The organism is Paenibacillus sp. SEL1, from assembly GCF_054602535.1.
The window spans coordinates 2,357,405-2,382,442 of record NZ_CM137723.1; the positions used below are offsets into that span (position 1 = coordinate 2,357,405).

Genomic DNA, 25,038 nt, shown 5'->3' on the forward strand with positions numbered 1-25,038 from the left:
GTAAGACCATAAGCATACATTGTTATTAGTCCCCATATCCTTTATTCTAAGGCTGTAGCTTGCTGCATAACGGGCTATGCATATAGAATTTTGAAAGGAGGGGTATTGAGGTTTCAAGAGATTCAGATGAGGGTTAAAGATAAGGCAGGACGTGAAAAGTTCATTTTTTGTGATTAGGTGTAACTTAATTAGTTACATAAAAGGGAATTGTTTTCAATTTTCTATTTTTTTTATGTTGAGAGGGGCTTACATTCATGAAAAAACATACGGTTACTGCCGCACTCGCTGGCTTGCTCGTGCTATCTTCTGCTGTACCGGCCTTGGCGGCCGAAACAAAACCCGCTACAGGTATTCAGGTTTGGGTAGATGGCAAGAAGGAGGCTTACAAAATTGCGCCTATCGTGAGAAATAAGCAGGTCTTAATTCCCTTGAGACAATTGGCCTCCAGTTTGGGGATTCCGCTGGATTCCAAGCATATTACGTTCAATACGGCACGACAAAGCACGACCATTCGTTATGACCAGGCGACAGTTGTACTGGTGTCAGGCAGCCCGGAAGCGCAAATCAACGGGATTAAGGTACCGCTATCCACCTCGACCCTATTGACCAAGCAGGGGGTAACCTATGTACCAGTTGATGTCGTCAAAGAAGCATGGGGCAAGCAAGTGATTTGGGACCCGGCCAGCCAAACGGTGCAAATCGGGGTGAGTAATAAGGATAAGGTCATTGAAATCGTGAAAAGCTTTGAAACCGGAGACACGAAAGCGGCCGAGACTTGGATCAGCAAGGATCAGTACATTCAGCACAATCTGAGCTTTGCTAGCGGAAGAGATGCGTTGCTGCAAGGGATTAGCCAGGCGAAGGGAGCCAATGTACAGGTTGAAATCCAACGTGTAATTCAGGATGGTAATGATGTAGCAGTTCATTATAAAGAGTCCATTGCAGGGAAAACGAGCATTGTTTTTGATATTTTCCGCTTCGATAGCAATGGTAAAATTGTTGAGCATTGGGACAACATGCAGGACTCGGCTCCAGCCAATCCAAGCGGACACACCATGATTGATGGAACAACACAGATCACGGATCTCAACCAAACTGAGACGAACAAAACACTGATCCGCAAGTTTGTGGATGATGTCCTGGTTGGCAAAAATCGTGCTGCATTGGAAAGCTACTATAACGGTGACCATTACATTCAGCATAATCCTCTTTTTGGTGACGGTGTATCCAATTTGAAACAAGCACTTTCCGCAGCGGGAAGCCAAGGAGCTTCTTTTGGATATGATCAGGTTCACATGGTCATTGGAGAAGGCAACTTTGTGCTGGTTGTGAGTGAATTGACATCGTCTAAGGGAACTTCAGCCGCTGTCTATGATCTGTTCCGGGTAGAGAACGGCAAGGTAGCGGAACATTGGGACGTAGTTCAGGAGGTTCCAGCTAAAACAGAGTGGAAAAATACAAACGGCAAGTTTTAAGAAAGTGCATTTGTGGCATGGCGTGATTGGCATGCTTTCCTAATCGTCCTCTTCCTGTTAAAATGATGCAAACTATAACAGGAGGTTGGACGATGGAAGGCTTGAAGCAACGTGTGGGCTGCCTGCATGCACATCACTCGAACATAGCCTATGTGGAACGAGCTTTTGCTTCTTATGAGGTGGAGCTGATACATTTTGTGGACCCTGGGCTTATGCGCCGGATCTCGTCAGACCCGCATTTTTCTGCGGACGATGCCAGTCGCAAGGTAGAAGAGCAACTGAGCTGGATTGCCCAAAGCGACATAGACGTTATTTTGATAACGTGCACGAATTATATTGTTTTGGCAGAAAAGGCTCAATTGCCCCTGTCTACACCAGTAATTGCGCTGGATGAGCCCTTTTTTCATGAGATATGCGATGATTTGCGGCCACGGACCTTGGTATTCACGAATCCGGCTACTGTAGAGGGAACGATGAAGCGTCTTTATCATACGGCTGCTCTGTTAGGCAAACCGGATATCTCTTCTTGGATAGAGGTTAAGGTGGTGGAGGACGCTTTTGAACTGATTATGCAGGGACGTGAAGACGAGTATAAGGAATTGCTGGTTCGTTCGCTGTATGAGCTAAGGGAGGTTGATCCAAGCAGAGGGCTGGCTGTAGCACAGTTGTCTATGGTTGATGCTGCGTTACAGGTGGAGCTGGAGACGGGGCAAACGATTGGTAATCCCTTACGGTCGTTGTCGAATTCAATTGAGGATTTGTTAAGTTAAATAAGTATAACCAAAAGAACTTCCACCCCGTGTTTTGGGCCTGTGGAAGTTCTTTTTTTTTGGGAGGAGGCTGGCGAGCAGGTTACTTCTACGCTGTTCATCACAGATTCTGTTGATCTTGGGTGATGAGTGCTGCGCCTGCCGATTCTCTTTGGACAAGCGTAACGTATAAACGTTCATGCTCCACGTCTTCCCCAGCAATGATTTTGAGAACTTGTTCGGCAGCTACAGCGCCCCATTTACGCTTGGAATAGTCAATCGTTGTCAGACGGGGCTGAATATATTGCGCCAGCTCGATATTATCAAAGCCGACGATATGAATATCCTTGCCAATCGTCAGCTCTGACTGAGCCATTCGATTGTAAAAGCCCACTGCCATTTCATCATTGAGACAAAATACGGCTACAGGTTCCGAATCCGGGCTAACTTGTTGCTGCAAAATGATCTCAGCCGCCTGTTCACCGCCCGATTTCTCAAAATCGCCGTCAATTTCGATCATTTCAGCCACGCCGCTACGCTCAATGGTCTGCTTGACCGCCTGCATCCGTTGCCATGAATCGTAAGAACCTTCTGGTCCGGTAACCACATATAGCTTACGGTGTCCCAATTCCAATAAATGTTCGATTGCGAGAGCGGCGCCCGCTTTGTTATCCAGCAGCACCTGGTTAATGTTAGGATGGTTCAGTTCACGGTCCAACACGACAATTTTATGTCCTCGCTCGGCGTAGTTCAGTAGCTCCTGACTATCAAACGTCTGATCCAGCACAATGGCGCCGTCGATCATGCGTTCCGGCAGCATTCGGTGAGACTGCTTACCGCTGCATACGATGAGATCATAGCCCTTGCGGTTCAAAATTTCCTTGATGCCATACAGTAAATCTCCATAAACGTCTCCACGGAAATCAGTTAGGAAAACGCCAATAATTTTGGTCTGCCTTTTCTTGAGATTACGTGCGGCGGCATTGGGCACATAGTTAAGCTCTTTGGCAATGGCTAAAATACGTGCGCAAGTTTCTTCTGTTACCTTATCGCTACCATTCAAGGCATATGAAACGGTAGATATGGAAACGCCCGCCTGTTTGGCGATATCTTTAATGCTGACCACATCGTCACCTCCTTGTCGTCCATCTTATAATTGCTATTGTATATTCATTATTAACCACATATCTATTCCAAATGTCGTAGTCCTACACATAAGCAGCAAAGGGCGATCCCGCAAGATCGCCATCCCTTTGTTGCCTATACCAGATTTAGCATTAAAAACGCTTTATAAAATAATCTCCAGACGGTGTACACCGTCATGTTCTGCCAAGGCTTGCTCGAAAATCTCGCGTTTGATGCGCAAGGCACCGGAGCGGTAGCGATTATCATCGGCTGGCACGCTTTCCAGTGGTGTTCCGTTCAATACTGTACGGCCTTGCTCACCGCCAGTATGCTCTTGCAGCATGCGGTAGACGAAGGTGATCGGTTTTCCTGCAAAGGAAAATTCAAATTCCAATCCGTCGAGATGCTCCGGCAGCACGGGGTCCAGGATCAGATCTTCGCCCGACTGACGAACACCAAGGACATTTGATATGAGCTGATTCATATAGATCCCTGGACCACTGGAATAGATTCTCCAGCCGCCTTTGACGGGTACAGCTCCTTCACGCAGTTCACCAAACCGTTCCTGTGCTTCATAGCGGGTATTAAACTTACCGTCCGAGCTGCTGAAATAGGCGTTGCTTTGGCGCCATTCGGCATTCGGTACGGACGCACGTATGCCGACCGGATTGATGAGCTTCAAGCTGTGCCAAGCGTCATCCTTGCGTCCCAATTTGGCCATCGCTTCCGCAAAGCGAATATGGGCATGCACATATTGCAGCCCGACCTCACGTCCGAAGTTGGCCGCTTGCTCTGCACGCTTGAAGTGCGAGCTCACACCGCCATCATACTGTGCAGGGCGGTTCATCAGACGCACGCCATCCGGGCAGAGGAACTGCTCACGGATGAGTTGCTCATGAGCCAATGCTTGCTCAGGCGTGAGCAGCTGGCTGATCATGCTGCGTGTCATCGGCAGCAACCGATAATGGATTCCTGTCTCGGTGTCAGACGGATGGAGCATCAGCTTAGGTTGGCCGGGCTCTTCCATATACACGAAGCCCGGAATAATTCCGCTCTCCAGCATGTAGCGGTTAAAGTCTTTACGGATGCCATTGGCCATCTGATGTAGATCTTGTGCGATCTTGTCGGCTTCACTTACTACACCCGCGGGGGCCTGCTCCAAAGCAGCAGCAAAGTTACTAATAACTTGGTAGGTGAGTGCAACCGTCCAGCTGCTCGCCATGTATTGCTTCAGCTGAGCATTGGCTGGTTGGAGGGTATCATCCCAATCGCCGTCGCCATAGGCCGACAAATACGTATCATGCAGGAAATTCTCGCGAATATATTCGATTTCCTTCAGGGCATGTTCCATGAGAGTCGCGGTCTGCTTGGTATAATCGAAAGTATGCCGATGGGTGTAAGGCACATTTTCTTCCAGAATACTGTAATCACGGGTAGCGGTCAAATAGTCGCCCAGTACCTTGAGTGGCCAGACGATAATATCTCCATGGCTTTCTTCTTGCTGCACGTGAGTATAGTTGTCAAACATAAACCATTGCGGCCAGTTTCCGCTGTCCTCGTACTGATGGCTGAAAACAGTCAGCAAAATGGAACGAACCTCATCGAACTTTTGCATAGCTGAGAAATATTCCACAGGCCCCTGACACACATCACGTGTTCCCCAGGCTGCACCGCCGTATTGCTCCAGACCGTGAGGCACAGAGTAGTGAACGAGCATATTGTGGGTGTACCACCAAGCCACTGCGTTCACACGGAATAGCTCGCTCGTTTCGTGTTGACCCAGCGACAGATGGAAACCGTTCATAAGCTCGGCAAAATATGCCCGATAGCGCTCGCGCTCATCTTCAAAGGAAGCATGACGCTCTTTGTGCGCTGATTCTTGCCCAGCTGAAAGCCCATTCAGCCAACCCTGCACGGTGCAGGTCCATTCGCTGCTGTCACCCAGCTCCAGCACAACCAGAGACGCATCAGGAGAAGCTTTCCCCTGTAGCAATGCGTGAGCGTCGCTCACATGCTGTAATGGAGCGCCCTCTATGTGCATTCGGTACAGCAAGTCTGGATAGGCCTCGGCGCTCAGAGAGGCGGAGTCTGCCCGGAAGAGTAGGGCATCACCTTCACGTTCCATATGAAACGGGAGCTCATATTCGTTCACATGCATAGACATTTGCTGAGTGATGAGGAACGGATAGGTTTTGCCACTCGCCGCACGCATGTGAAGCCGTACTTCTGGGCTATCGACATTCGTATGGTTTGTAATAATGAATGTATCGTCTGTCGTTTTGTAATACCAGCGCACATAATTGAAGCCAATCTCGAACAGGGAAGGCATCGTGAGCAGGCGGTATTTCCCTTGGATTCCGACATAAATACGTTGACCGGATGTCTTGGGAATATTAAGCGCATTACGCGCGTTGGTAATCATTTTGTTGAAATTTGTATTGCCGATTACGAGTTGGGAATTGAACACCCCGTACATATAGGAGGTGGTTGTAATGGTTTCTTCCTTACCTCCTGAGTAATGCCCGCCCATTAAAATGTGCCCATGGGGACGCTCTACACGAAGCTCTTTGGATTTGAGTACGACATGCTCATAGCTGTCCGTGAAAAAGGAAAGTAGTTCATCGCCATCCCGTTCTTCTTCCTGCCGTTTGGGGAAAAGTTGATCCACTTCGGCATCGGTCAAGTCCAATGTACGCAGCGGCTCACCGATGGTTTGAGCTGGAGCCACACGCCCTGCCTGAAGATCACTTGCCGCGCGTACCGGTATGATGGTCTCGGAAGCGTCTACTAGAATGGCAGCTACTTCGTCACGTGCTTTTGTCACCATTTCCTGATACTCCAGCTTTGTCACTGCGGCTGGATGATTGGGCTGGAACAGACCGTAAAAAGTAAAGCGAGCTTCCCCAGCCAGTTTCACCCGCTCAGATTGCAACGCGGTATAGGCGAATTCGTATTGGTACACTTCATTGGCGAGCGAATCGCGACGGAGTGCTTCAGGCTCATTCGTTTCTTTGTACGAAAGTCCAAAGAACTGAAATCCGTCAGTCGAGTAACCAACAGTGCGGGTTAACGAGCCTTGTTGAATGTATGGGAATGCCTGACTTTGAGGCTGGTTTTGACGTGAGCAAACGGTATAGCCTCTTTGTTCATCATGATACACGGTGTGGTCAATATATTGAGATAAATAAGCTTCATTACTGCGCACAGCAGCGGTATCGGCAATGCCGATATCCTGACCGTACACGACATCTGCTTCCACGTCATCGCCCTGTAGGGTTACATCCCAGAACCATACTCCCAGGCGGCTTAGCGTGAAGGTCACCTGATAGCCTACACCAGCGGTGAAACCTTCCCAAATAATCTGCTGATCCGTTTGTCGGATTACTCCCGGTGAGCGAACCCCAAGTAGGGGAGTGATACTTACACCGGACGGACGGTACAATCTCAAGTACAGATTGTTCAAGGAACCGTCGACTGAATTGGTCAACAGTTGGTTGATCATCGTTGAGCCGTGGGCGATCTTATACACATCACCACTGCTCAAGAAGGTAAAAGACAGGTCGCCGGCCCGCAGCAAAATATTTTGATCCAGACTTGTATTCATTATAGGGTACGCCTCACTTTCCTGTTTCTTTTACTAACCGAAAACGGCCTTCTGTAGTATCTCGGCTGTTAGGTCCTGTAAAGACGGCAAATTCACCGCTGTCACTGTCAAAGCTCAAATCTGCATGATGATAGCGCAGCTGAGGCTCGGTCACTGTAAATTCCACTTCCCGGCTTTCGCCTGGGGCAAGAAGGACTTTGCAGAAATCTTTCAGTTCTTTCATTGGGCGAACCGTATCACCGCTGATATCACGAATATAGAACTGGACAGTTTCCTCGACTGGACGCGTTCCTGTGTTCGTTACCTGCACTTTAACGGTCAGTTCCTGACCGGGAGTAAGAGTGTCGCCGGAAAGCTGTACGCTGTCATAGGCTACATTGGTGTAGCTCAGTCCATAGCCGAACGGGAATAAAGGTTCGTTCGGTACGTCTAGGTATTGGGAGACGTAACGTTCTTTTGTATTCGGGTCTAGCTGCGGGCGTCCTGTATTAAAATGATTGTAATACACGGGCACCTGTCCGACCGATTGCGGGAATGACATGGTCAGGCGACCCGTAGGTTCGGCATCACCGTACAACAAATCGGCAATCGCCGCGCCGCCTTCGCCACCAGGGAACCAGGCTTCCAGTACAGCGTCTACTTCTTCAATAACACCGTGCAAATCCAACGGACGACCATTAAATAGTACGGCTACCATAGGCTTGTTCAGCGTCTTCAGGCGCTTCACCAGTTCCAACTGGGCTTGTGGCAAGCGAATATTGGAACGGCTGCCTGCTTCACCACTCATATCCGAGCGCTCTCCAAGCGCCAACACGATAACCTCTGCTTGGCTGGCAGCTTGCAGAGCTTCTGTATATTGCTCCTCAGTCATATCGTCGATAGAGCATCCTGCCGCTACCGTGAGCAGCGAGGAGGATATTTTCGATTGGAACCCGTCAACAACACGAATGGCTTCCTCTTGTGAACCGCTCCACGACCAAGAACCCAGAATATCGCCGCTCTCTGCAAAAGGTCCGATCAATGCAATACGTTGATTGCGATTCAATGGAAGAACGGAATCATTTTTGAGCAGCACGCATGATTTAACGGAATCATTTTTGAGCAGCACGCATGATTTAATGGCTAGTTCTTTGGCAACCGCACGATGGGCTTCGCAGAACACAACTTCACGTTCACGCTCAGGGTCTGCGCCGCGTAGCGGGTTTTCGAACAAGCCCAGCTTTTGCTTGAGCTTCAATATACGCATCACGGCTTCATCAATGAGCGCTTCATCCAGCTGTCCGCTACGAACCAGCTCAGGCAGATGCCCGTTATAGCAGGAGGTCATCATTTCGATATCTACGCCAGCCAGCAGTGCCTTCTTCGCTGCCTCGCGCTCATCCTCGGCGATGCCGTGAGGGATAAGCTCCTTGATGGCGGCCCAATCCGAAATGAGTACACCATTAAAGCCCCATTCATCACGAAGCAAATCACGCATCAGGCGCTTATTGCCCGTTGCGGCTACGCCTTCTACGGTATTGAAGGATGTCATCACAATTTCACAGCCTTCATCTAAAGCAGCTTTGTAAGAGGGGAGATAATACTCTCGCAGCTGCCATGCGGATACATCTACAGTATTGTAATCCCGTCCGCCTTCGCCAGCTCCATATGCGGCAAAATGCTTCACGCATGCGGCGACCCGGTCGGTATCGTTCGTCAGATCTTTACCCTGAAACCCACGCACAAACGCTCGAGCAAATTCGCTGTTGAGGTAAGGGTCTTCCCCTGTAGATTCCATCACACGGCCCCAGCGCGGGTCACGCACCAGATCGACCATAGGGGCGAATGTGACGTGAACACCGGATACAGCCGCTTCTCGGGCAGCAATGGTAGCGCTCTCTTCTGCCAGCTGCATATCCCATGAGCAACCAATAGCCAGCGGTATAGGGAAAATCGTTTTGAAGCCGTGTACAATATCTGCCATAATTAAAAGCGGAATACCCAGACGGTTTTTACTCAAATGAGCCTGCTGAACACGAATCGCTTCTTTAGCCCCTGCGAGGCCAAGCGCGGAACCGACGTTATGGACATTTTTTTCTGTGATGCCGAGAGAAGCCATAGGACCGGTAATTTGACTATCTGTTCCCGCTTCTTCAAAGAAGGCACCTACAAGCTGTAGCAGTTGATCGACTTTTTCTTCAAGCGTCATGTTTTCTAAATAGGAATTCAGGTGTTGTTCCATCATAATCCTCCATAAGCTGTATTGTTGGTGGACAGCTCTCTTTTTCAGATTCATGAGATTTTTTGGATAAAGATGATTCAAAAAAGTGCTGAACAGGCTAATAGCTAGTATAGAAGCATAATATTCTGTCGTATTATTAATCGAAACGTTTCTATTGTTGAACTCAGTTGGATTATATACGCTTTCAAATGGAGAGTCAAATCCAATTCAGCGGGTTTTTATAGGCTAAATAGCGTAATAAAGATGATAAAAACGAAAAAAAGTCAGGATTCCGAACAAACAAAAAATAATATTGCTATTGAATACGGTTTCAATTTGTTCTATAATGACTATCGAAACGTTTCTATTGACGGGTATGGTCCTTGTGCTTTGAACATAAGTGTTATAGCGGTATGCTTTAATCGCTATGTATTTACATGCATCAGGATTTTGCAAAATTCGATTCCAATCAATTATTGTATTTTTGCAAAATCCTCGTATTTGAATCCGTTATCATATTGCATGATCGGTAAACCGATCATCTCGGGAGGAATTCGTATGATGAAAAGAACGTTGGGGATCATTTTGGCAAGTACCTTATTACTGGGGGGCGCGCTGGCAGGCTGCTCGTCCAAGGATGATTCGTCTGGCAAAGATGCGAACGGCAAGACGACCATCACCATGTGGGGCATGGGAGCAGAAGGAAAACTGCTTCCTGAAATTGTAAAAGATTTTGAGAAAGAAAATCCAGATATTCACGTTGATGTACAGGCGTTGCCTTGGGATAACGCTCACGATAAGCTGCTGACAGCAGTTGCTTCAAAATCCGGTCCGGACGTGGTTCAGTTAGGTACATCATGGGTTCCCGAACTTGCGTCAGCGGGTGCATTGACGGATATTAGCCCTTATATCAGCAAGTATCCTGAACTGGAATCGAAGAATTTCTTCGAGGGTGCTGTAGGTACGACAAAATTTGAAGGGAAACCAGTCGGTGTGCCTTGGTACACTGAAACGAGAGTTTTGTTCTATCGTTCTGACCTACTGAAACAAGTCGGATATAATGAAGCGCCTAAAACGTGGGAAGAGCTTTCCGATGCTGCTCAAAAGCTGGCGGCTCGGGGCAAAGGCAAATATGGCATCTCCTTTAGTGCAAAGGAGCAGTCTATGGGCTTTATGTTTGCTCTCCAGAACGGTTCCAAGCTGGTTGACGAGCAGGGCAATCCGCTGTTCAATCAACCACCGTTTGTGGATGCTGTGAAGTATGTGAATACCTTTTTCCAAAATGGCTCTAACGCAGTGGATATTGGAATTGATTCCGTTCAAGGTTTGCAAGGCGAGGGTATCGTTCCAATGTTTATCAGCGGTCCCTTCATGATTAAAGAAATCAAGAGCAAGGCACCAGAATTGGAAGGTAAGTGGAATATAGCGGAGCTTCCTGGCAAAGTAAACAACCTGTCCGTTTTGGGTGGAGCCAACCTTTCAATTATGAAATTCAGCAAGCACCCAGAGGAGTCGGCCAAATTCCTGGCTTACATGAGCAAACCAGAAACACAGCTGAAATGGATGGATCTGTCCAGTAACTTGCCTGCAACTACTAAATCGTGGGAAGATGCCAAACTGAAGAGTGATCCGATGCTTCGGACGATTCGCAAACAGTTGGATCATTCCGCAGCATTGCCGCAACTGGCCGCATGGGAAGAGGTTTCTCAACAATTCATCAAGAGCTTCGAACGTATTTACCGCGGTCATGCCGATGTACAGAAGGAAATGGATGACTTTAATCAGCAGGCTGCAAGTATAATGAAAAAATAATGATCCATATCCGTCATTGTCAAAGGGAGTGAAGGCATGAAAGGAAGCTCGCAGAAGCTTGCGCCATACTTGTTTATCGGTCCCTCCATCATCCTGTTAACGCTGTTTTCGTTGTTGCCGATACTACTGGCGCTCGTGATCAGCTTCACGGATATGGATCTGTCCGGACTCGTTAATTATGAAAGTATTCGCTTTATAGGATTGGAAAATTACACGAACGTGCTTTTGGACCCTTCCTTTATAAAGTCCCTTGGTAATACCCTGTTCTTCGTCATCATCGGTGTTCCGTTGGTGCTGATATTTTCGCTTAGCATCGCGATTCTGATTAACATGGGGAAATCACGTGCTTTCAAAGTATTCCGCGTCGTGTTCTATCTGCCGTCCGTAACGAATGTGGTTGCGGTCGCAGTGGTTTGGAGCTATCTGTATAATCCGACGCTTGGATTATTCAACTACGTACTTGGTCTGATGAATTTAGGTCCCGTCCCATGGCTGACCGATCCAACAGTAGCGAAAATTTCGCTGATTGTGTTAGCGGTTTGGCGGGGCATCGGCTTAAACATGATTATTTTTATTGCGGCTATTAAAGGGATTCCGGGCTCTTATTATGAAGCGGCACAGCTTGACGGGGCCAATACATGGCAGCAAATTCGTTATATTACGCTTCCGCAGCTTCGTTACGCTATTTTCTTCGTGTCCATCACGACGATGATCGGCTGGCTGCAATTTTTCGAGGAACCTTTTGTCATGACCAAAGGGAAACCGCTGGACGGCACGCTGACGGCATCCTTGTTCATTTACAATAACGGCTTCCAATTTAGTAAATTCGGGTATGCCGCGGCGGGATCGTTCATTCTGTTCTTCGCGATCATCGCGGTAACGCTGATTCAGTTCCGTTTGCAAAATAAAGCGGAGTCCTGATAGAGAGAGGTGATGAACGTGAAAACAGCTGTTCAGCAAGCCCGCGCCAATACGCGCAGTGGTGAAAAAACATTTCAATGGTTCGTGGCGATTCTCCTGACCGTGGGAGGTCTGTTGATGGTGCTGCCTTTTGCGTGGATGATTCTATCCTCCTTTAAGACAGAGGGGGAGGTAACCAAAATTCCTCCGACCATCTGGCCGCAGCACTTTACACTGGATAATTTTAAATTACTATTCGATAGCATGGCTTTTGGAACCTATCTGGCGAATACGCTGATTATTGTTTTAGCTTCCTTCTTTGGATTATTCCTGAATGCCATGGCGGGTTATGGTTTTGCCAAATTCCAATTTAAAGGCAAAGGGTTTCTGTTCTATCTGGTACTGGCAACGATGATGATTCCAGGCCAAGTGACGATGATTCCCGTCTATTTGATTCTGAACCAGATGGGGTTGACCAATTCCATGCTAGGGATTGTCCTGCCTGGATTGGTAGGTGCGTTCGCGATCTTCCTGTTCCGGCAGTTCATGTCCGATATCCCGGAAGAATTGCTGGAGGCGACACGTCTCGATGGAGCAGGGGAGTTCCGTACTTTTCTGCAAATCGTATTGCCTATCTCGACGCCAATTCTGGCAGTACAGGCCATTTTAACCTTTATCGGTGGATGGAATAGCTTCCTGTGGCCGCTCATTATTGCGAACGATGAGAAGCTGTACACCTTGTCCGTCGGGTTGTCACTGCTCAAGGGGCAGAACGAAAGTCAATTTGCCCTTCAAATGGCAGGCTCGACCTTCATGGTCGTTCCGATCATGATTATCTTCATTGTTTTTCAAAAGTATATTATTGAGAACTATACGATTTCGGGGATTAAGTAATAGTGTAGTGACGAACTATAGGCTGAACATAGTAACGGCGTAGTTTCTTGGTTCTAAACCAACGAGACTACGCCGTTTACTCTAATGGAAATATGATCAGCAGGACAACTATTACTATTTAGAAAAGGGTTATTCACTCAATAAGTTTGTTTATAAAACGAAACACTTAGAAATACGTAACCAATTGCTTATCGTTTATTCTAAACATTAATAAATACATTAAGTATTTAATAATAATATTGACCATAATAAATATGGTGTGTTATATTAAAACCGTAAATAAAACGGCTTCTTAGTCTTGGTGGTACAACGGATTTTATTTTCGCATTCAGAGAGGATGGTTTAGGTGGCAGCAGCTGTAAAAGCAAAGATGATCGTAGACAAATCTTTTCGTATTGCTGAAGTCGATAAACGCATTTATGGCTCTTTTGTAGAGCATCTCGGGCGTGCCGTATATGGTGGCATTTACGAGCCTACTCATTCAACCAGTGATGAAAGCGGTTTCCGAAATGATGTTAAAGAGTTGGTAAAACAGCTCGATGTTCCTATTATACGCTATCCGGGAGGCAACTTTGTATCCGGTTACAATTGGGAGGACGGTGTCGGCCCTGTCGCGTCAAGACCTAGACAGTTGGAGCTGGCGTGGAGAACGGTCGAGCCGAATGAAGTGGGTACGAATGAATTTTTCAAGTGGGCCAAGGATGTAGGTTCCGAAGTCATGATGGCAGTTAATCTGGGTACGCGCGGAATTGATGCTGCGCGTAATCTGGTGGAATATTGCAACCACACAGGCGGCTCCTACTGGAGTGATCTACGTCGTAGTCACGGTGTAGAGCAACCACATAAGATTAAAACCTGGTGTCTTGGTAACGAGATGGATGGCCCATGGCAGATTGGTCACAAGACAGCAGAAGAATATGGCCGCCTGGCTGTAGAATCTGCAAAAGCCATGAAGCTGATTGATCCTGACATTGAGCTTGTATCCTGTGGCAGCTCCAGTTCCACAATGCCGACGTTCCCGGAATGGGAAGCAACCACCCTTGATCATACCTATGAGGTAGCGGACTATATTTCCTTGCACCAATACTACGGCAATCATGACAATGATACGGCTAATTACCTGGCACGCTCCATGGATATGGATCATTTTATTCATACGGTCATTTCGACTTGTGACTATATCAAAGCAAAGAAACGCAGCAAGAAGAAAATGATGCTCAGCTTTGACGAATGGAACGTATGGTACCACTCCAATGATGCGGATAAAAAAATTGATCCGTGGTCTGTGGCACCGCCGCAGCTTGAGGATATCTATAACTTTGAGGATGCATTGTTGGTAGGCAGTATGTTGATTACGTTCCTGCGCCACGCGGATCGTGTGAAAATGGCTTGCCTCGCCCAACTGGTTAACGTTATTGCGCCGATCATGACCGAGAATAACGGAAAGGCGTGGAAACAAACGATTTTCTATCCATATTTGCACGCCTCCCGTTATGGTCGTGGGATATCGCTGATGCCTGTCGTGGATTCGGAAAAATACGATTCCAAGGACTTCACAGACATTCCTTATCTGGACAGCGCTGTAGTTTATGATGAAGAGGGAGACGCACTGACTGTCTTTGCAGTGAACCGTCATTTGTCTGAATCGCTGGAGCTGACAGTAGATGTACGCAGTTTTGAAGGCTACCGCATTGTCGAGCATACTGTATTGGAGCATGATGATCTTAAAGCGACCAACAGTCCAGCTGGTGAAAAAGTTACGCCTCACAACGGCGGCAATGCTAAGCTTGAAGACGGAATTGTAAAAGCTCATTTGGGCAAAGCTTCGTGGAACGTTATCCGTCTCGCTAAGTCTCATTAATTCTCTTCTGTAAAAGGTACAGCTTCGACTGTATCTAAATAAGCTCGCATCCGCTCTTGTAAGAGTATTACAAGAGCGGCAATGCGAGCTTTTTGCGTAAAATGAGCCATTTGTCCCTCCATAGATATAGGTTTCTAAGAGAAGGGTGGATTTTAAATAAATATTATGTTTATTACTAAATTTAACTAGACAAAGATGATCCTTATTCACTAAGTGCTCGTACTCCGTACATTTTTATGAAGTTAATTAGACCCAGTGCCATACTTCCCAGGTGAAAAAAGACCCTATTATATCGTTGTCAACGTACTGATATCTGAAATGCAGGGTGTGCAATCCGACTTAAATCCACGTTATACTTTAAAAGACAGTCTATTTAAAACCAGATGATGATTGTAGCATTTCGAGAAAGGAATGATCTGTATGAGTCAGACAGACCAATATCGTTTTCAAGTGAACTTGGGCGGTATGATTGATATTTTGGCCAATCATTTATATAGCAGTCCGCGAGTGTTTATACGTGAGGTTCTGCAAAATGCAACAGATGCGATCACGGCTCGCAAGGAGCTGCGGAAGGTTGCTGCTGAAAGTAATGTATTACAAGAAGACAAGGCCCTTGAAGATACAGCTTCTGAGAGTAACGACTATGAAGGTAAAGTCATCGTGGAGTTATCTGGTTCCGGGGAACAGCAGGTATTGATGATTCAGGATAACGGCATTGGATTGTCAGAAGAAGACATTCACCGTTTTTTGTCGATCATCGGTCAGTCTTCCAAGAAGGGAGCCGATTTGCTGGCTTCTGAGACTTCGTTTATCGGACGCTTTGGAATTGGGTTGCTATCCTGCTTTATGGTGAGCGATGAAATTGTAGTGCTGACCCGCTCGGTGAAGGAAGGCATCTCCATGGAATGGAGAGGGAAGCCAGATGGGACGTATACGATTCGTCGATTGGAAACCGAGCTGCCTGTAGGGACGCAAATTTATTTGCGCTGCAAGCCGGGAAGTGAGTTTTATTATGAGCCAGCGCACGTAGAGGAGTCTTTATTCTATTATGGGGCGTTGCTGCCGTATCCGGTCATGCTGTCTGTAGATGGGGAGACCAAGCGCGTCAATCTTCCGTCGACGAGCTGGATGCAGGACCCAGAGCAATTACGGAGTCGCCGTAGTGAGGTACTGGATTTAGGCTATCGTCTGATGGGCGAGCGCTTCAGTGATTTTATACCGTTGCGGACGGCATCGGGCAGAACAGGCGGGATTGCATTCATTTTGCCTCGCAGTGTTAATCTGAACAGCAAGCGGCTGCATCGGGTGTACCTGAAGCATATGCTGGTGTCCGACAAGGCGGAAAATGTTTTGCCGGAATGGGCATTCTTCATTAAAAGCCTGATTTGGACAGATGAATTGCAACCAACGGCATCACGTGAGTATTTTTATGAAAATGAGCAGCTTGACGATGTTCGTTCTGAACTGGGAACCTGTATTCGGGAAGAACTGCTACGCATGGCGCAGTATGAGCCAGACCGCTTGCAGCACTGGATTCGTTTGCATGAGCTGTCCATGAAGGCGCTCGCCGTGGAGGATGATGAATTTTTGCGGATAATGTACCGTTGGTTTTCCTTCGAAAGTACATTTGGGCGGCGTGAGCTGAAAGAACTGATCCGAGAGGCGGACGGACGTCCACTGCATTACACATCGACAGTAGATGAGTATCGTCAGATTACGCATGTGGCGGCGGCGCAATCCATGTTGGTGATCAATGGCGGCTATATTTATGATTCAGACATATTGGAAAGGCTGCATTGGATTGACCCGAACCTGCAAACAGAGCGTCTTAGCCCTGAGGAAGTATCCCTTTCATTTACCGGGCTAACGCAGGAAGAGCGCGAGAGTTATTACGGTGTGCTACGTGTCATGGATGCTGCTTTGCAGCCGATGCGTTGCCGTGCTGAGTTGAAGCGTTTTGAACCTGCGAGTTTGCCAGTGTTGTATACCATTTCTCAGGATGCCCTGACCTTGCGCTCCATGGAAAACACGGTTGAGGAGACAACCTCACTTTTTTCCAATGTGCTTGATAGTCTGAAAGCAGGAGTCCAGCAAAATTCGGGCTATTCCACCTTATACTTTAATCTGAACAACCCGGTGGTGGCGCGGATTCTTGAAGCTACCGATACGCAGATGGTCACGGCAGCTACAGAAATGATGTATGTGAATGCGCTTATGATGGGGCACTACCCGATGAACCGCAGTGAGTTGGGACTGATGAATCGGAGTGTGCTGCATTTTATCAATTGGGGATTAGGGAATGGACAAAATGCGTAATTGCGTAATTATAGGGGGAGCCAAATGGAAGATACGATATATGAATTGATGGAACAGGCGCAGGATCTGCCCGGGGGTGCAGCAAAGCTGGCGATTCTGGAAGAAGCTGTCCGCTTGGCAGACACTTCCGGGTTGAAGGAACTTGCTTATGAAATCCGGGGAGAGATTGTGGACTGCGCTATTTTTAACGGATATCCATTGAAGTCGCTGATTGCTTTTTCGTGGCAGTTGGGCCAATTTGATCAAAATCCAGAGGAATACGACGCAGATGAGCTGTTGTGGAATTACAAATGGATACTCGGTAAGGTGTGCAGCTTTTCCAATATATCGAAGACTCAAATAGAAGATCTGGCGGAGGATATGCGCAGACGTTATGCCGAATATGGGTATAATGAGCGTCCATATTACTATTATAAGTTCCGCATCGCGATGGACATGGGTGAACTGGATGAAGCACGGCGATATCTGGATACCTTCCGCTCGGTCGAGCGGGACAGTATGAGTGATTGTGAGGCCTGCGAGCAAAGCCAGATGGTGCGTTTCTACTACTTGACCGGAGAAGACGAGCAGGCGCTTGCCGTGGCAAAACCGATTTTGTCGGGTCGCATGAAATGTGCAGAAGTACCGCATGTGACGCTTTCTCAGGTATTATTGCCGCTCTATCGTCAAGGCGAGGTTGATCAGGCAAAGGACAATCATCGCAAAGGCTATCGCCTAATTCGGGATGAACGCGACTTCCTGAAAACGATAGCGGAGCATATCGAATATTTGGCGATTGCTGATCCGATTCAAGGAATCGAAGTGGTAGAGCGTCATCTACATATGGCGCTGGACTATGAGAGCGGGCTGGAGCAGATGTATTTTTACGCGACGATGGTGAGTCTACTGCAAAAGTTGGATACTTCGGGAGAAAAACGGTTGATCCGGTTGCCGGCTTCCTTGGAATGGGCTAGAGAGGATCGCACATTGGCAGAAATCATTGCGTATTTTAGGCCACTGGCAGAGTCAGCGGCGGCTGATTTTGATCGACGGAACGGGAATACGTTTTATTCCGATTGGATCGGGAAAATTGTTCAAACGGCATAGAAGAAGTGGTAGCTGTGACGAATACTTTATACAGCCCAAACAATGAGCAGGTATAATGTTCCTGTGAAATGACAGGAGGGGTTATGTTGTGACTGTAACCGAAAAGGTGATTAATTTCGCACACCGCGGAGCTTCAGGTGTATGTCCCGAGAATACGATGGCGGCATTCCGCCACGCCTTGGAACTGGGAGCAACAGGTATAGAAACGGATGTGCAGCGCACCCAAGATGGGCATCTGGTGCTAATTCACGATGAGTCGCTGAAGCGTACGACAGGTTGCTCACTGGATGTAAAGGATATTACGCTAGAAGAATTAAATAAACTGGATGCGGGCAGCTGGTTTGATGAGAAATTCCGAGGTGAGCGGGTGCCAATGCTGGATGAGCTGCTGGAACTAGCCCAGTCCTCGAATACAATTATTAATTTAGAGTTGAAAAATAGCATTTATCTCTATCCGGGAATGGAGGAAGAGGTCATTGCTGCTGTGAAGCGTTTTGGGTTGGAACAGCGGGTAATCATATCCAGCTTCAATCACGAATCGCTGGCGCTCTGTGCGCAGCTTGCTCCTGAGATCAAGACGGGGGCGCTGTATATTGAAATTATGGTTCGCCCATCGGAGTATGCAACCCAGTTCGGAGTTACAGCACTTCATGCCTACAAACAAGTTGTTACACCAGAAGCTGTATCAGAGGCTTTGGCATTAGGCGTCGTCTACCATCCATGGACGGTGAATGAACCGGAAGAAATGAAGCGTCTGCTGGAGGCCGGGGTGAACGGCATCATCACGGACTATCCTGATCGGTTGGCGCATTTGTTGGCTGTTCGCTCTTCCTAAGTCGAAACACACAGCGGAACTGCGACTTAGGTTTGCAGGGATATGACTGTGACTATTTATTGAAGTGAAAAAGACTCTCCTATACGCACTCGTTTTTACGAGGCGAGGGAGAGTCTTTTTTTGCCTTAAGCCGAAGATCGTATCATCCACGATGACCTTGATTCCTTTCTACTTGATGCCGAGCCGCATGCGATAGCTGAACAGGATATCTAGTGTTCTGCCCTGAAAATGATTCTCTACCAGCTTCACGAAGCGGGCTATATCGTCGTCAAGCGCTCGATTGCCCAGTTTGAAGAGACTTTGAATACCCCCTTGGCTGAGAGCGAGCCCTGTATAGCGAGCTGCGTCACACTGCTCACGGTTATGGAAGACAATCTCCCGGGTATATCGGAAGTGTCCGCTGCGGTGCAGATTAGCTAAATGCTGATCCTTGCTCCATTTATGAGCTTGTTGCTCTACTGGGGCTTCCTGTTCCAAAAGGGTATCCGCTTGGGTGATAAGCTCTGTATAAGCTTGCTCTATCTGCCATTGCAGCACCGGAGGCCAGTCACAGTCAAAGGCCGCGAACACGCCGCCCTGAGCCAAGACCCTGCCCGCTTCCTGAAGCGTGCTCTCGGGGTCCATCCAGTGAAAGGATTGAGAGCAGGTAATGACGTCTACAGTTCCGTCTTCAAAGGGCAGGTTGTTGGAGAACCCGCTTTTGAAGGAAATGGTTTCTGCCATTGTCGTTCCTGCTGTTTCCAGCTTGTGCTGTGCTTTTCCTCTCATGTCCGGGTTAGGCTCGATACCGACGATTTGCCGAGCGGCGTTTTCCCATATGAAAGTTGAAAGTCCTGTACCGCAGCCAATATCGGCAACTAACTCTACATTTCGCTCCAGATAGCGGCTGATGATTTCCACGACGAGTGACGGTGCTTCCGGGCGGTGCTGATCGTAGTTGTCGGCAAAACCGTTGAAACGATCCACATTACTTTGCAGATTTCCCTCAGGGATCATAGGTCCTTTTCCTCCTTAGTTTCGACTGGGCGGCCGTGTAGATTCAAATGCTGCTGTACTCCTATATTGTACAAGTTTACATGTTCATCCATCTACTCTCGTGATTTCACAGCACCCGTCGGATTTCGGAGGGAGGAAATTCCCCTATTTTATCATTGAGGCAAGTGCCCACTCGCGCATCATGGAGTCAAGCATCGGACGCAAATCTTCGCGTTGCATACCCATGTGGAGCACGGCTTCCAGATATCCAGCTTTATCTCCAATATCATAACGTGTGCCTTCCAGCTCTAATGCGAGCAGTTGGTTCTGCAATGCTACTTGATGAAGGGCATCTGTCAATTGGTATTCACCGCCCGCTCCAGTGGACAGGTTTTCCAATATAGAGAAAATGGAAGGCTCCAACACATACCGACCAATGACTGCCTGCCGCGAAGGAGCCTCTGCCGGAGAAGGTTTTTCAACAAGCCCACCGACTTCGTGAATGAGACCGTTCTGGTGAGTGGAGTCAATAATGCCGTATTTACTTACATCCTGTTCTTCCACTGTACGCACGCCGACCACTTGCTTTCCAGTCGCTTCGTAAACATCCATCATTTGACGAATCGCCGGGATGGAGGAATTCATAATATCATCGCCCAGCAACACGGCGAAGGGCTCATCGCCAATGAACTGACGAGCGCAGCTGACCGCATGTCCCAGACCGAGGGGTTCTTTTTGACGGATATAGTGGATGACTGCTTTGCCCCCGATGCTTTGAACTTCACGTAGGAGATCATATTTACCTTTGCTCTCCAGTACCTGCTCCAACTCCACAGACTTGTCAAAATGATCCTCGATGGCTTTTTTATTACGCCCCGTTACGATAATGATGCTCTCAATTCCGGACTTGATGGCTTCTTCTACGATATATTGAATAGCTGGCTTGTCTACGATTGGAAGCATCTCTTTCGGTAAAGCTTTCGTAGCTGGTAGAAAACGGGTTCCTAATCCGGCGGCTGGAATAACAGCTTTTGTAATTTTTCTCATAGAAACTCACTTTCCTTTCGGGATGGGGAACCGAATACCCAGTATCGGCTCCCGATATAATTGATGATCATTCCGGCTGCGGTCGCGATCAGCTTGCTTAAAGCAAGTGGCAGCTCGGTTCCAGTGTGAAGCACCTGCAGTAATAAGGAGGTTACCCCCAATACGATGAGGTTGATGACGATAAATTTAGGTAATTGACGCTTATTAGTGTCGTTTGATAGTTGTTTGTTGAATGTCCATTTGCTGTTCAAAATATAACTGTTGGCTGTGCCGCAGCTGTACGAAATGGTCTGCGCCACAATGACCGGCACTCCGACCCAAGCCAGCAGCATAAAAATGATATAATCTACACCCGTATTTACCAGACCTACGATACCAAATCGGATCATAGGAAGCAGCTGGACCATGCGACTTTTCATGGGTTAGGCTCCATGACCGGATTTGGGTCCGGTATATACCGCACTGTTGCCGCGCACTGTGCGTCCTGTCGAAATCAGGCTATCACGGGCTCCTTGCATGTACAGGGATTCACGGGGTTCAGGGGCTTTCATAGCATGTGTCGGACCATTTTCGTATTGTCCACCCAGATGCTCACGGACAATGTAAAGCGGACGTGCTTTGGTTTCGTCATAAATCCGTCCAACATATTCACCCATAATACCGAGAATGATCAGGATCACCCCGTCGAAGATCAGGCTGATGCTAATCATAGACGACCAGCCCTTCATCACATAGGAGTCGGTGAAAAAGTTGAGAAACAGTACGTACATCAGATACAGGAAGCCGGACATGGATAGAAGTGCACCGATATACCCTGCCAGCTTAAGCGGTTTAATCGAAAAGGATGTGATCCCGTCCAGACTGAGCTTGATCATTCGTTTCAACGGATACTTGGTTTCGCCTGCGAGTCGCTCGTCACGCTCATATTCTACAGCAGTTTGTTTGAACCCGATCCAGCTGACCAGTCCACGAACGAATCTGTTATTTTCCGGCAGCCGTTTCAATTCTTCTATGACCTTGCGATCCATTAGGCGGAAGTCCCCGGTGTCGACTGGGATATTAATATCCGTTGATGCTTTAAGTACACGGTAGAAGAGGCTGGCAGACCATTTTTTGAAGCGAGTTTCGCCATTGCGTTTGAGCCGTTTGGCGTAGACCACTTCATAGCCTTCCTTCCACTTGTTAGCCATCTCAACAATCAGTTCCGGCGGGTCCTGGAGGTCGGCGTCAATGACGACGACCGCCTCTCCCACCGCATAATCCATCCCGGCGGTAATCGCTAGCTGATGACCAAAATTGCGAGAGAAATCAATCAATACAATGGTGTCATCTCTGAGACTGAATTCCTTGATCAATTGGACGCTGCGGTCCGAACTTCCATCATTTACGAAGATCAGCTCGTAGGGCTCACCCATTGAGCCCATGACTTGTTTCAGCCTCCGGTAGGTTTCCGTAATAACGGCTTCCTCGTTGTACATCGGAATAACTATGGAATAACGGATAGGTTCACTCATTCGTAGTTCCTCCTCATTTTATAATGTGATTTCGTATAAAGTACCGCTTCCACCACGTTCGTCTCCGCCAGGGCCACCTTGACCATCCTGGGCGTTTGCATTGCTGTTTGTGGTGTCGCTTCCGCTCTCGGTTGCTTTAACGTCTGTACTTGTTTCGCCTGTTGTTGTTTTCCATTCATCTGTAGGGATCACTTTGCCGTGTTCTTTGATCCATGCAGTGACTTCAGAGTTACCGCCGTCCGGTCCGCCGCCTCCACCAGAAATCATGAAGTACTTCACTTGGCCGCTTTCGACCAGCGCCTTGATTTTATCGACGGTATAGACTGGATCGGAAGATACAAAACCGTTCATAATAATTACTTTTTGTCCGGCCTCGACCAGGTAAGGAGCAGCCGTTGAATAATTACTTGCTGCGAAAAGGTAGGTTTCACCTGTGTTGTTTTTTTGCAAATAGCTCAACGTTTTTTGATCTAAACTTTGGCTGCCGTTTGGTCCTCCCATCCCTCTAGAGCGGGTAGAAGATTTTTGTTCCGTGTCTGTACTTGTTTGTGTGCTTGAAGTATTTCCATCAGCACTGGAATTATCTGTATTATTGGTCTGGTTATTCGTTTGAGTTCCCTCGGCTTGTTGTCCATTAGCGCTCTGGCCTCTATTGCGATCATTGCCACCCGGCATTCCCCCACCACCGCCGCCAAATTGAGTCGGTCCGGCTTGTGGAATCATGCTGTTCCCCCCGTAGACGATCGGTGTCAATGCCCAGTACACAGGGCCGATAAACATAGCGAGTACACTTGCAATGATGGCGAATCTTGTGAACTTCTCAGATTTCATTCGTGCTACTACCAATAGCGCCGTGCCGATGATCCCTAGGATCAATACCGCGATGGACCAGCCGCTACCAATGGTATCGTTGTAATTTTGCAAAACAAACCAGCTAAATACCGAGGTTGCCAATACTGCGGCGGGTAACAGCCAGGAGAGCCAGTTGGAACGCTCACGATACTGCTTCCACAATTCTACGAATCCTGCTCCAAAGAGCGCTGCAATTGGTGGTGCGAGCATAATCAGGTAATAATGATGAAAGAATCCTGCTACGCTGAAAAATGCAGCTACGGGAATCAACCAGGCCAGCCAGAAGATGACCTCTTTGTGCTTTTGTGTGATATTACGACGTCGAATGCTTGCAAGCAGACCGATGGAAGCGATCAATGCGAATGGAAGCAACCAGCTGGCTTGACCTGACAGGGAAGATTGGAACAACCGCAAAGGTCCTTTTTCGCCAGTGCCGAACATACCACCACCGGAATTTCCTTCCGGTCCACCGCCTGGTCCACTCTGGCCACCTTGCCCATCTCCAGAACCACTTTGTCCGTTGCCGCCAAATCCACCCGGTGGCATTTGACCACCTGCACCGAATCCGCCTGTTGCCATGTTGTTGGCACCAGGGTCATCCGTAGTGGTAGTGCTGTCCGATGATGTAGTCGTCTGAGCTTGATCTGTGTTCGTATTGCTGCTATTCGTTGTAGCGATATTGTCCCGATCTGTGCGTTCACCGCCACGAGTGCCACCTGTACCCTGATCTCCTGTCAAACGGGACAGGCCGTTATAACCAAAGGCCAAATTCAGCACAGAATTGGTACCGCTACTTCCCATATAAGGGCGTTCATCTGCCGGAGTGGAGTCCACTACGACTGCCCAGGAGAGCGATACGATCAGGAGGACAACTGCTGATCCTACCAGTGTTACTGCTTTTCGCTTCCAGTTAAACTTGGAAGCCAGCAGATATAACAAACCCAGTGCGGGAACGATCATATAGGCTTGCAACATTTTTTCGTTAAAGGCGATGCCTACGACTGCGAAAGCAGCAAGGATCAGCCCGGTTTTGCCATTTCTAATGCCTCTGAACAATAGCCATGTTGCGAGCAACAGTGTGAAGACCAACATAGCGTCGATGTTATTCGTGCGGCTAACCGCTACGGCTATCGGTGTCGTTGCCATGGCGAAGGCGGCCAATCGTGCGGCCATCGTACCGAAGCTCGGTTTGACGAGCAAGTAAACGAGCAAGACCGATCCGACCTGAGCTAGCGCCTGTGGCAAGATAACGCTCCATCCGTGAAGCCCGAATATATAGGCGCTTAGTGTCTGAATCCAGAACACCACAGGCGGTTTGTCTACCGTTACCGATCCGGCAGAATCAAGTGAGGCGAAAAAGAAGTTGTGAAAGCTCTGTAGCATGCTTGCTACGGCCGTCGTATAGTAGGTGTTTACATATTTGTCTTGCCAGATGTTGTATCCGTTCAAAAATGCGGATATCAGCATAATGATGATCAGGGGGATGTCCGCCCTGGTCTTAAACCATTTCTTAATCATGTTCATTCCACTCCCTGTGAAAATTCTTTGTATTTATTCCGTTGTTCTAGCCGCTATCTTCAGGACTGCGGAATGACCAGTCGCTTCTGATCTTGGCCCGGTGAACTACCGGCTTGCTATTATCATGCCATACGTACCTTAATGGGTTCTGAGCGCTCCCTGAACGTTAGCTGAAAGCTGAGCAGAGGTGCTTTTTTTGCGACAGGATTCAGGTATATTAGATACAGGTAAAAAATGAACCGACTTTTTTATGAGAAAAATGCGGCAACATGAAA

General features: G+C 47.9%; 17 protein-coding genes. 9 read left to right on the forward strand and 8 right to left on the reverse strand.

The genetic code is table 11. The features are described from left to right. Nucleotides 1-254: 254 nt before the first annotated feature. A complete protein-coding gene (locus tag ACYCSE_RS10785) occupies nucleotides 255-1,475 on the forward strand; it encodes a stalk domain-containing protein (protein WP_459702227.1) in 1,221 nt (406 codons plus the stop codon). Between the two features lie 92 nt (nucleotides 1,476-1,567). Then, entirely contained in the window at nucleotides 1,568-2,245 is a 678-nt protein-coding gene (locus tag ACYCSE_RS10790) for a hypothetical protein (protein ID WP_459702228.1), read from the forward strand. Nucleotides 2,246-2,345: 100 nt separating this feature from the next. Here the strand turns inward: ACYCSE_RS10790 and ACYCSE_RS10795 are convergent, their stop codons facing one another. From ACYCSE_RS10795 to ACYCSE_RS10805, 3 genes are all read right to left on the reverse strand, one after another. Beyond that, nucleotides 2,346-3,350 (reverse strand): LacI family DNA-binding transcriptional regulator, encoded by a 1,005-nt coding sequence (locus tag ACYCSE_RS10795; RefSeq protein WP_459702229.1) that lies wholly within the window; start codon nucleotides 3,348-3,350, stop codon nucleotides 2,346-2,348. A 162-nt stretch (nucleotides 3,351-3,512) separates the two neighbouring features. After that, nucleotides 3,513-6,953: a GH36-type glycosyl hydrolase domain-containing protein gene (locus ACYCSE_RS10800; RefSeq protein WP_459702230.1), complete on the reverse strand. Its 3,441-nt coding sequence runs from the start codon at nucleotides 6,951-6,953 to the stop codon at nucleotides 3,513-3,515. 13 nt (nucleotides 6,954-6,966) lie between these two features. Then, nucleotides 6,967-9,174, reverse strand: a complete 2,208-nt coding sequence (locus ACYCSE_RS10805) for a glycoside hydrolase family 3 N-terminal domain-containing protein (protein WP_459702502.1) — start codon at nucleotides 9,172-9,174, stop codon at nucleotides 6,967-6,969. Nucleotides 9,175-9,711: 537 nt separating this feature from the next. Between ACYCSE_RS10805 and ACYCSE_RS10810 the strand changes: the two genes are divergently transcribed. The 7 genes from ACYCSE_RS10810 (at nucleotide 9,712) to ACYCSE_RS10840 (ending at nucleotide 18,857) form a co-directional block, all read left to right on the forward strand. Next, the gene (locus ACYCSE_RS10810; protein ID WP_235306985.1) at nucleotides 9,712-10,965 is read left to right on the forward strand and encodes an extracellular solute-binding protein; all 1,254 of its coding nucleotides are present in this window, start codon (nucleotides 9,712-9,714) and stop codon (nucleotides 10,963-10,965) included. A 36-nt stretch (nucleotides 10,966-11,001) separates the two neighbouring features. Next, nucleotides 11,002-11,886, forward strand: coding sequence for an ABC transporter permease subunit (locus ACYCSE_RS10815; RefSeq protein WP_235306986.1), 885 nt, complete (start codon nucleotides 11,002-11,004; stop codon nucleotides 11,884-11,886). An 18-nt stretch (nucleotides 11,887-11,904) separates the two neighbouring features. After that, on the forward strand, nucleotides 11,905-12,759 hold the full coding sequence (locus ACYCSE_RS10820) for a carbohydrate ABC transporter permease (RefSeq protein WP_322174065.1): 855 nt from the start codon (nucleotides 11,905-11,907) through the stop codon (nucleotides 12,757-12,759). 346 nt (nucleotides 12,760-13,105) lie between these two features. Continuing rightward, nucleotides 13,106-14,620, forward strand: coding sequence for an arabinosylfuranosidase ArfA (gene arfA, locus ACYCSE_RS10825; RefSeq protein WP_023986630.1), 1,515 nt, complete (start codon nucleotides 13,106-13,108; stop codon nucleotides 14,618-14,620). A gap of 420 nt (nucleotides 14,621-15,040) precedes the next feature. Further along, nucleotides 15,041-16,936, forward strand: a complete 1,896-nt coding sequence (locus ACYCSE_RS10830; RefSeq protein WP_459702232.1) for an HSP90 family protein — start codon at nucleotides 15,041-15,043, stop codon at nucleotides 16,934-16,936. Nucleotides 16,937-16,960: 24 nt separating this feature from the next. Further along, nucleotides 16,961-18,022, forward strand: coding sequence for a hypothetical protein (locus ACYCSE_RS10835; RefSeq protein ID WP_322174059.1), 1,062 nt, complete (start codon nucleotides 16,961-16,963; stop codon nucleotides 18,020-18,022). A gap of 88 nt (nucleotides 18,023-18,110) precedes the next feature. Further along, the gene (locus tag ACYCSE_RS10840; RefSeq protein WP_165179626.1) at nucleotides 18,111-18,857 is read left to right on the forward strand and encodes a glycerophosphodiester phosphodiesterase; all 747 of its coding nucleotides are present in this window, start codon (nucleotides 18,111-18,113) and stop codon (nucleotides 18,855-18,857) included. A 168-nt stretch (nucleotides 18,858-19,025) separates the two neighbouring features. Here the strand turns inward: ACYCSE_RS10840 and ACYCSE_RS10845 are convergent, their stop codons facing one another. The 5 genes from ACYCSE_RS10845 to ACYCSE_RS10865 form a co-directional block, all read right to left on the reverse strand. After that, nucleotides 19,026-19,853: a class I SAM-dependent methyltransferase gene (locus ACYCSE_RS10845; protein ID WP_459702236.1), complete on the reverse strand. Its 828-nt coding sequence runs from the start codon at nucleotides 19,851-19,853 to the stop codon at nucleotides 19,026-19,028. 144 nt (nucleotides 19,854-19,997) lie between these two features. Next, the gene (gene galU / locus ACYCSE_RS10850) at nucleotides 19,998-20,879 is read right to left on the reverse strand and encodes a UTP--glucose-1-phosphate uridylyltransferase GalU (protein WP_459702237.1); all 882 of its coding nucleotides are present in this window, start codon (nucleotides 20,877-20,879) and stop codon (nucleotides 19,998-20,000) included. Beyond that, complete coding sequence (locus ACYCSE_RS10855) at nucleotides 20,876-21,298, reverse strand: GtrA family protein (RefSeq protein ID WP_459702238.1); 423 nt, start codon at nucleotides 21,296-21,298, stop codon at nucleotides 20,876-20,878. Before ACYCSE_RS10855 ends, galU begins: the two co-directional genes overlap by 4 nt. 3 nt (nucleotides 21,299-21,301) lie before the next feature. Next, nucleotides 21,302-22,393 (reverse strand): glycosyltransferase family 2 protein, encoded by a 1,092-nt coding sequence (locus ACYCSE_RS10860; RefSeq protein ID WP_459702239.1) that lies wholly within the window; start codon nucleotides 22,391-22,393, stop codon nucleotides 21,302-21,304. A gap of 18 nt (nucleotides 22,394-22,411) precedes the next feature. Continuing rightward, nucleotides 22,412-24,763 (reverse strand): glycosyltransferase family 39 protein, encoded by a 2,352-nt coding sequence (locus ACYCSE_RS10865; protein ID WP_459702240.1) that lies wholly within the window; start codon nucleotides 24,761-24,763, stop codon nucleotides 22,412-22,414. Nucleotides 24,764-25,038 lie beyond the last annotated feature (275 nt).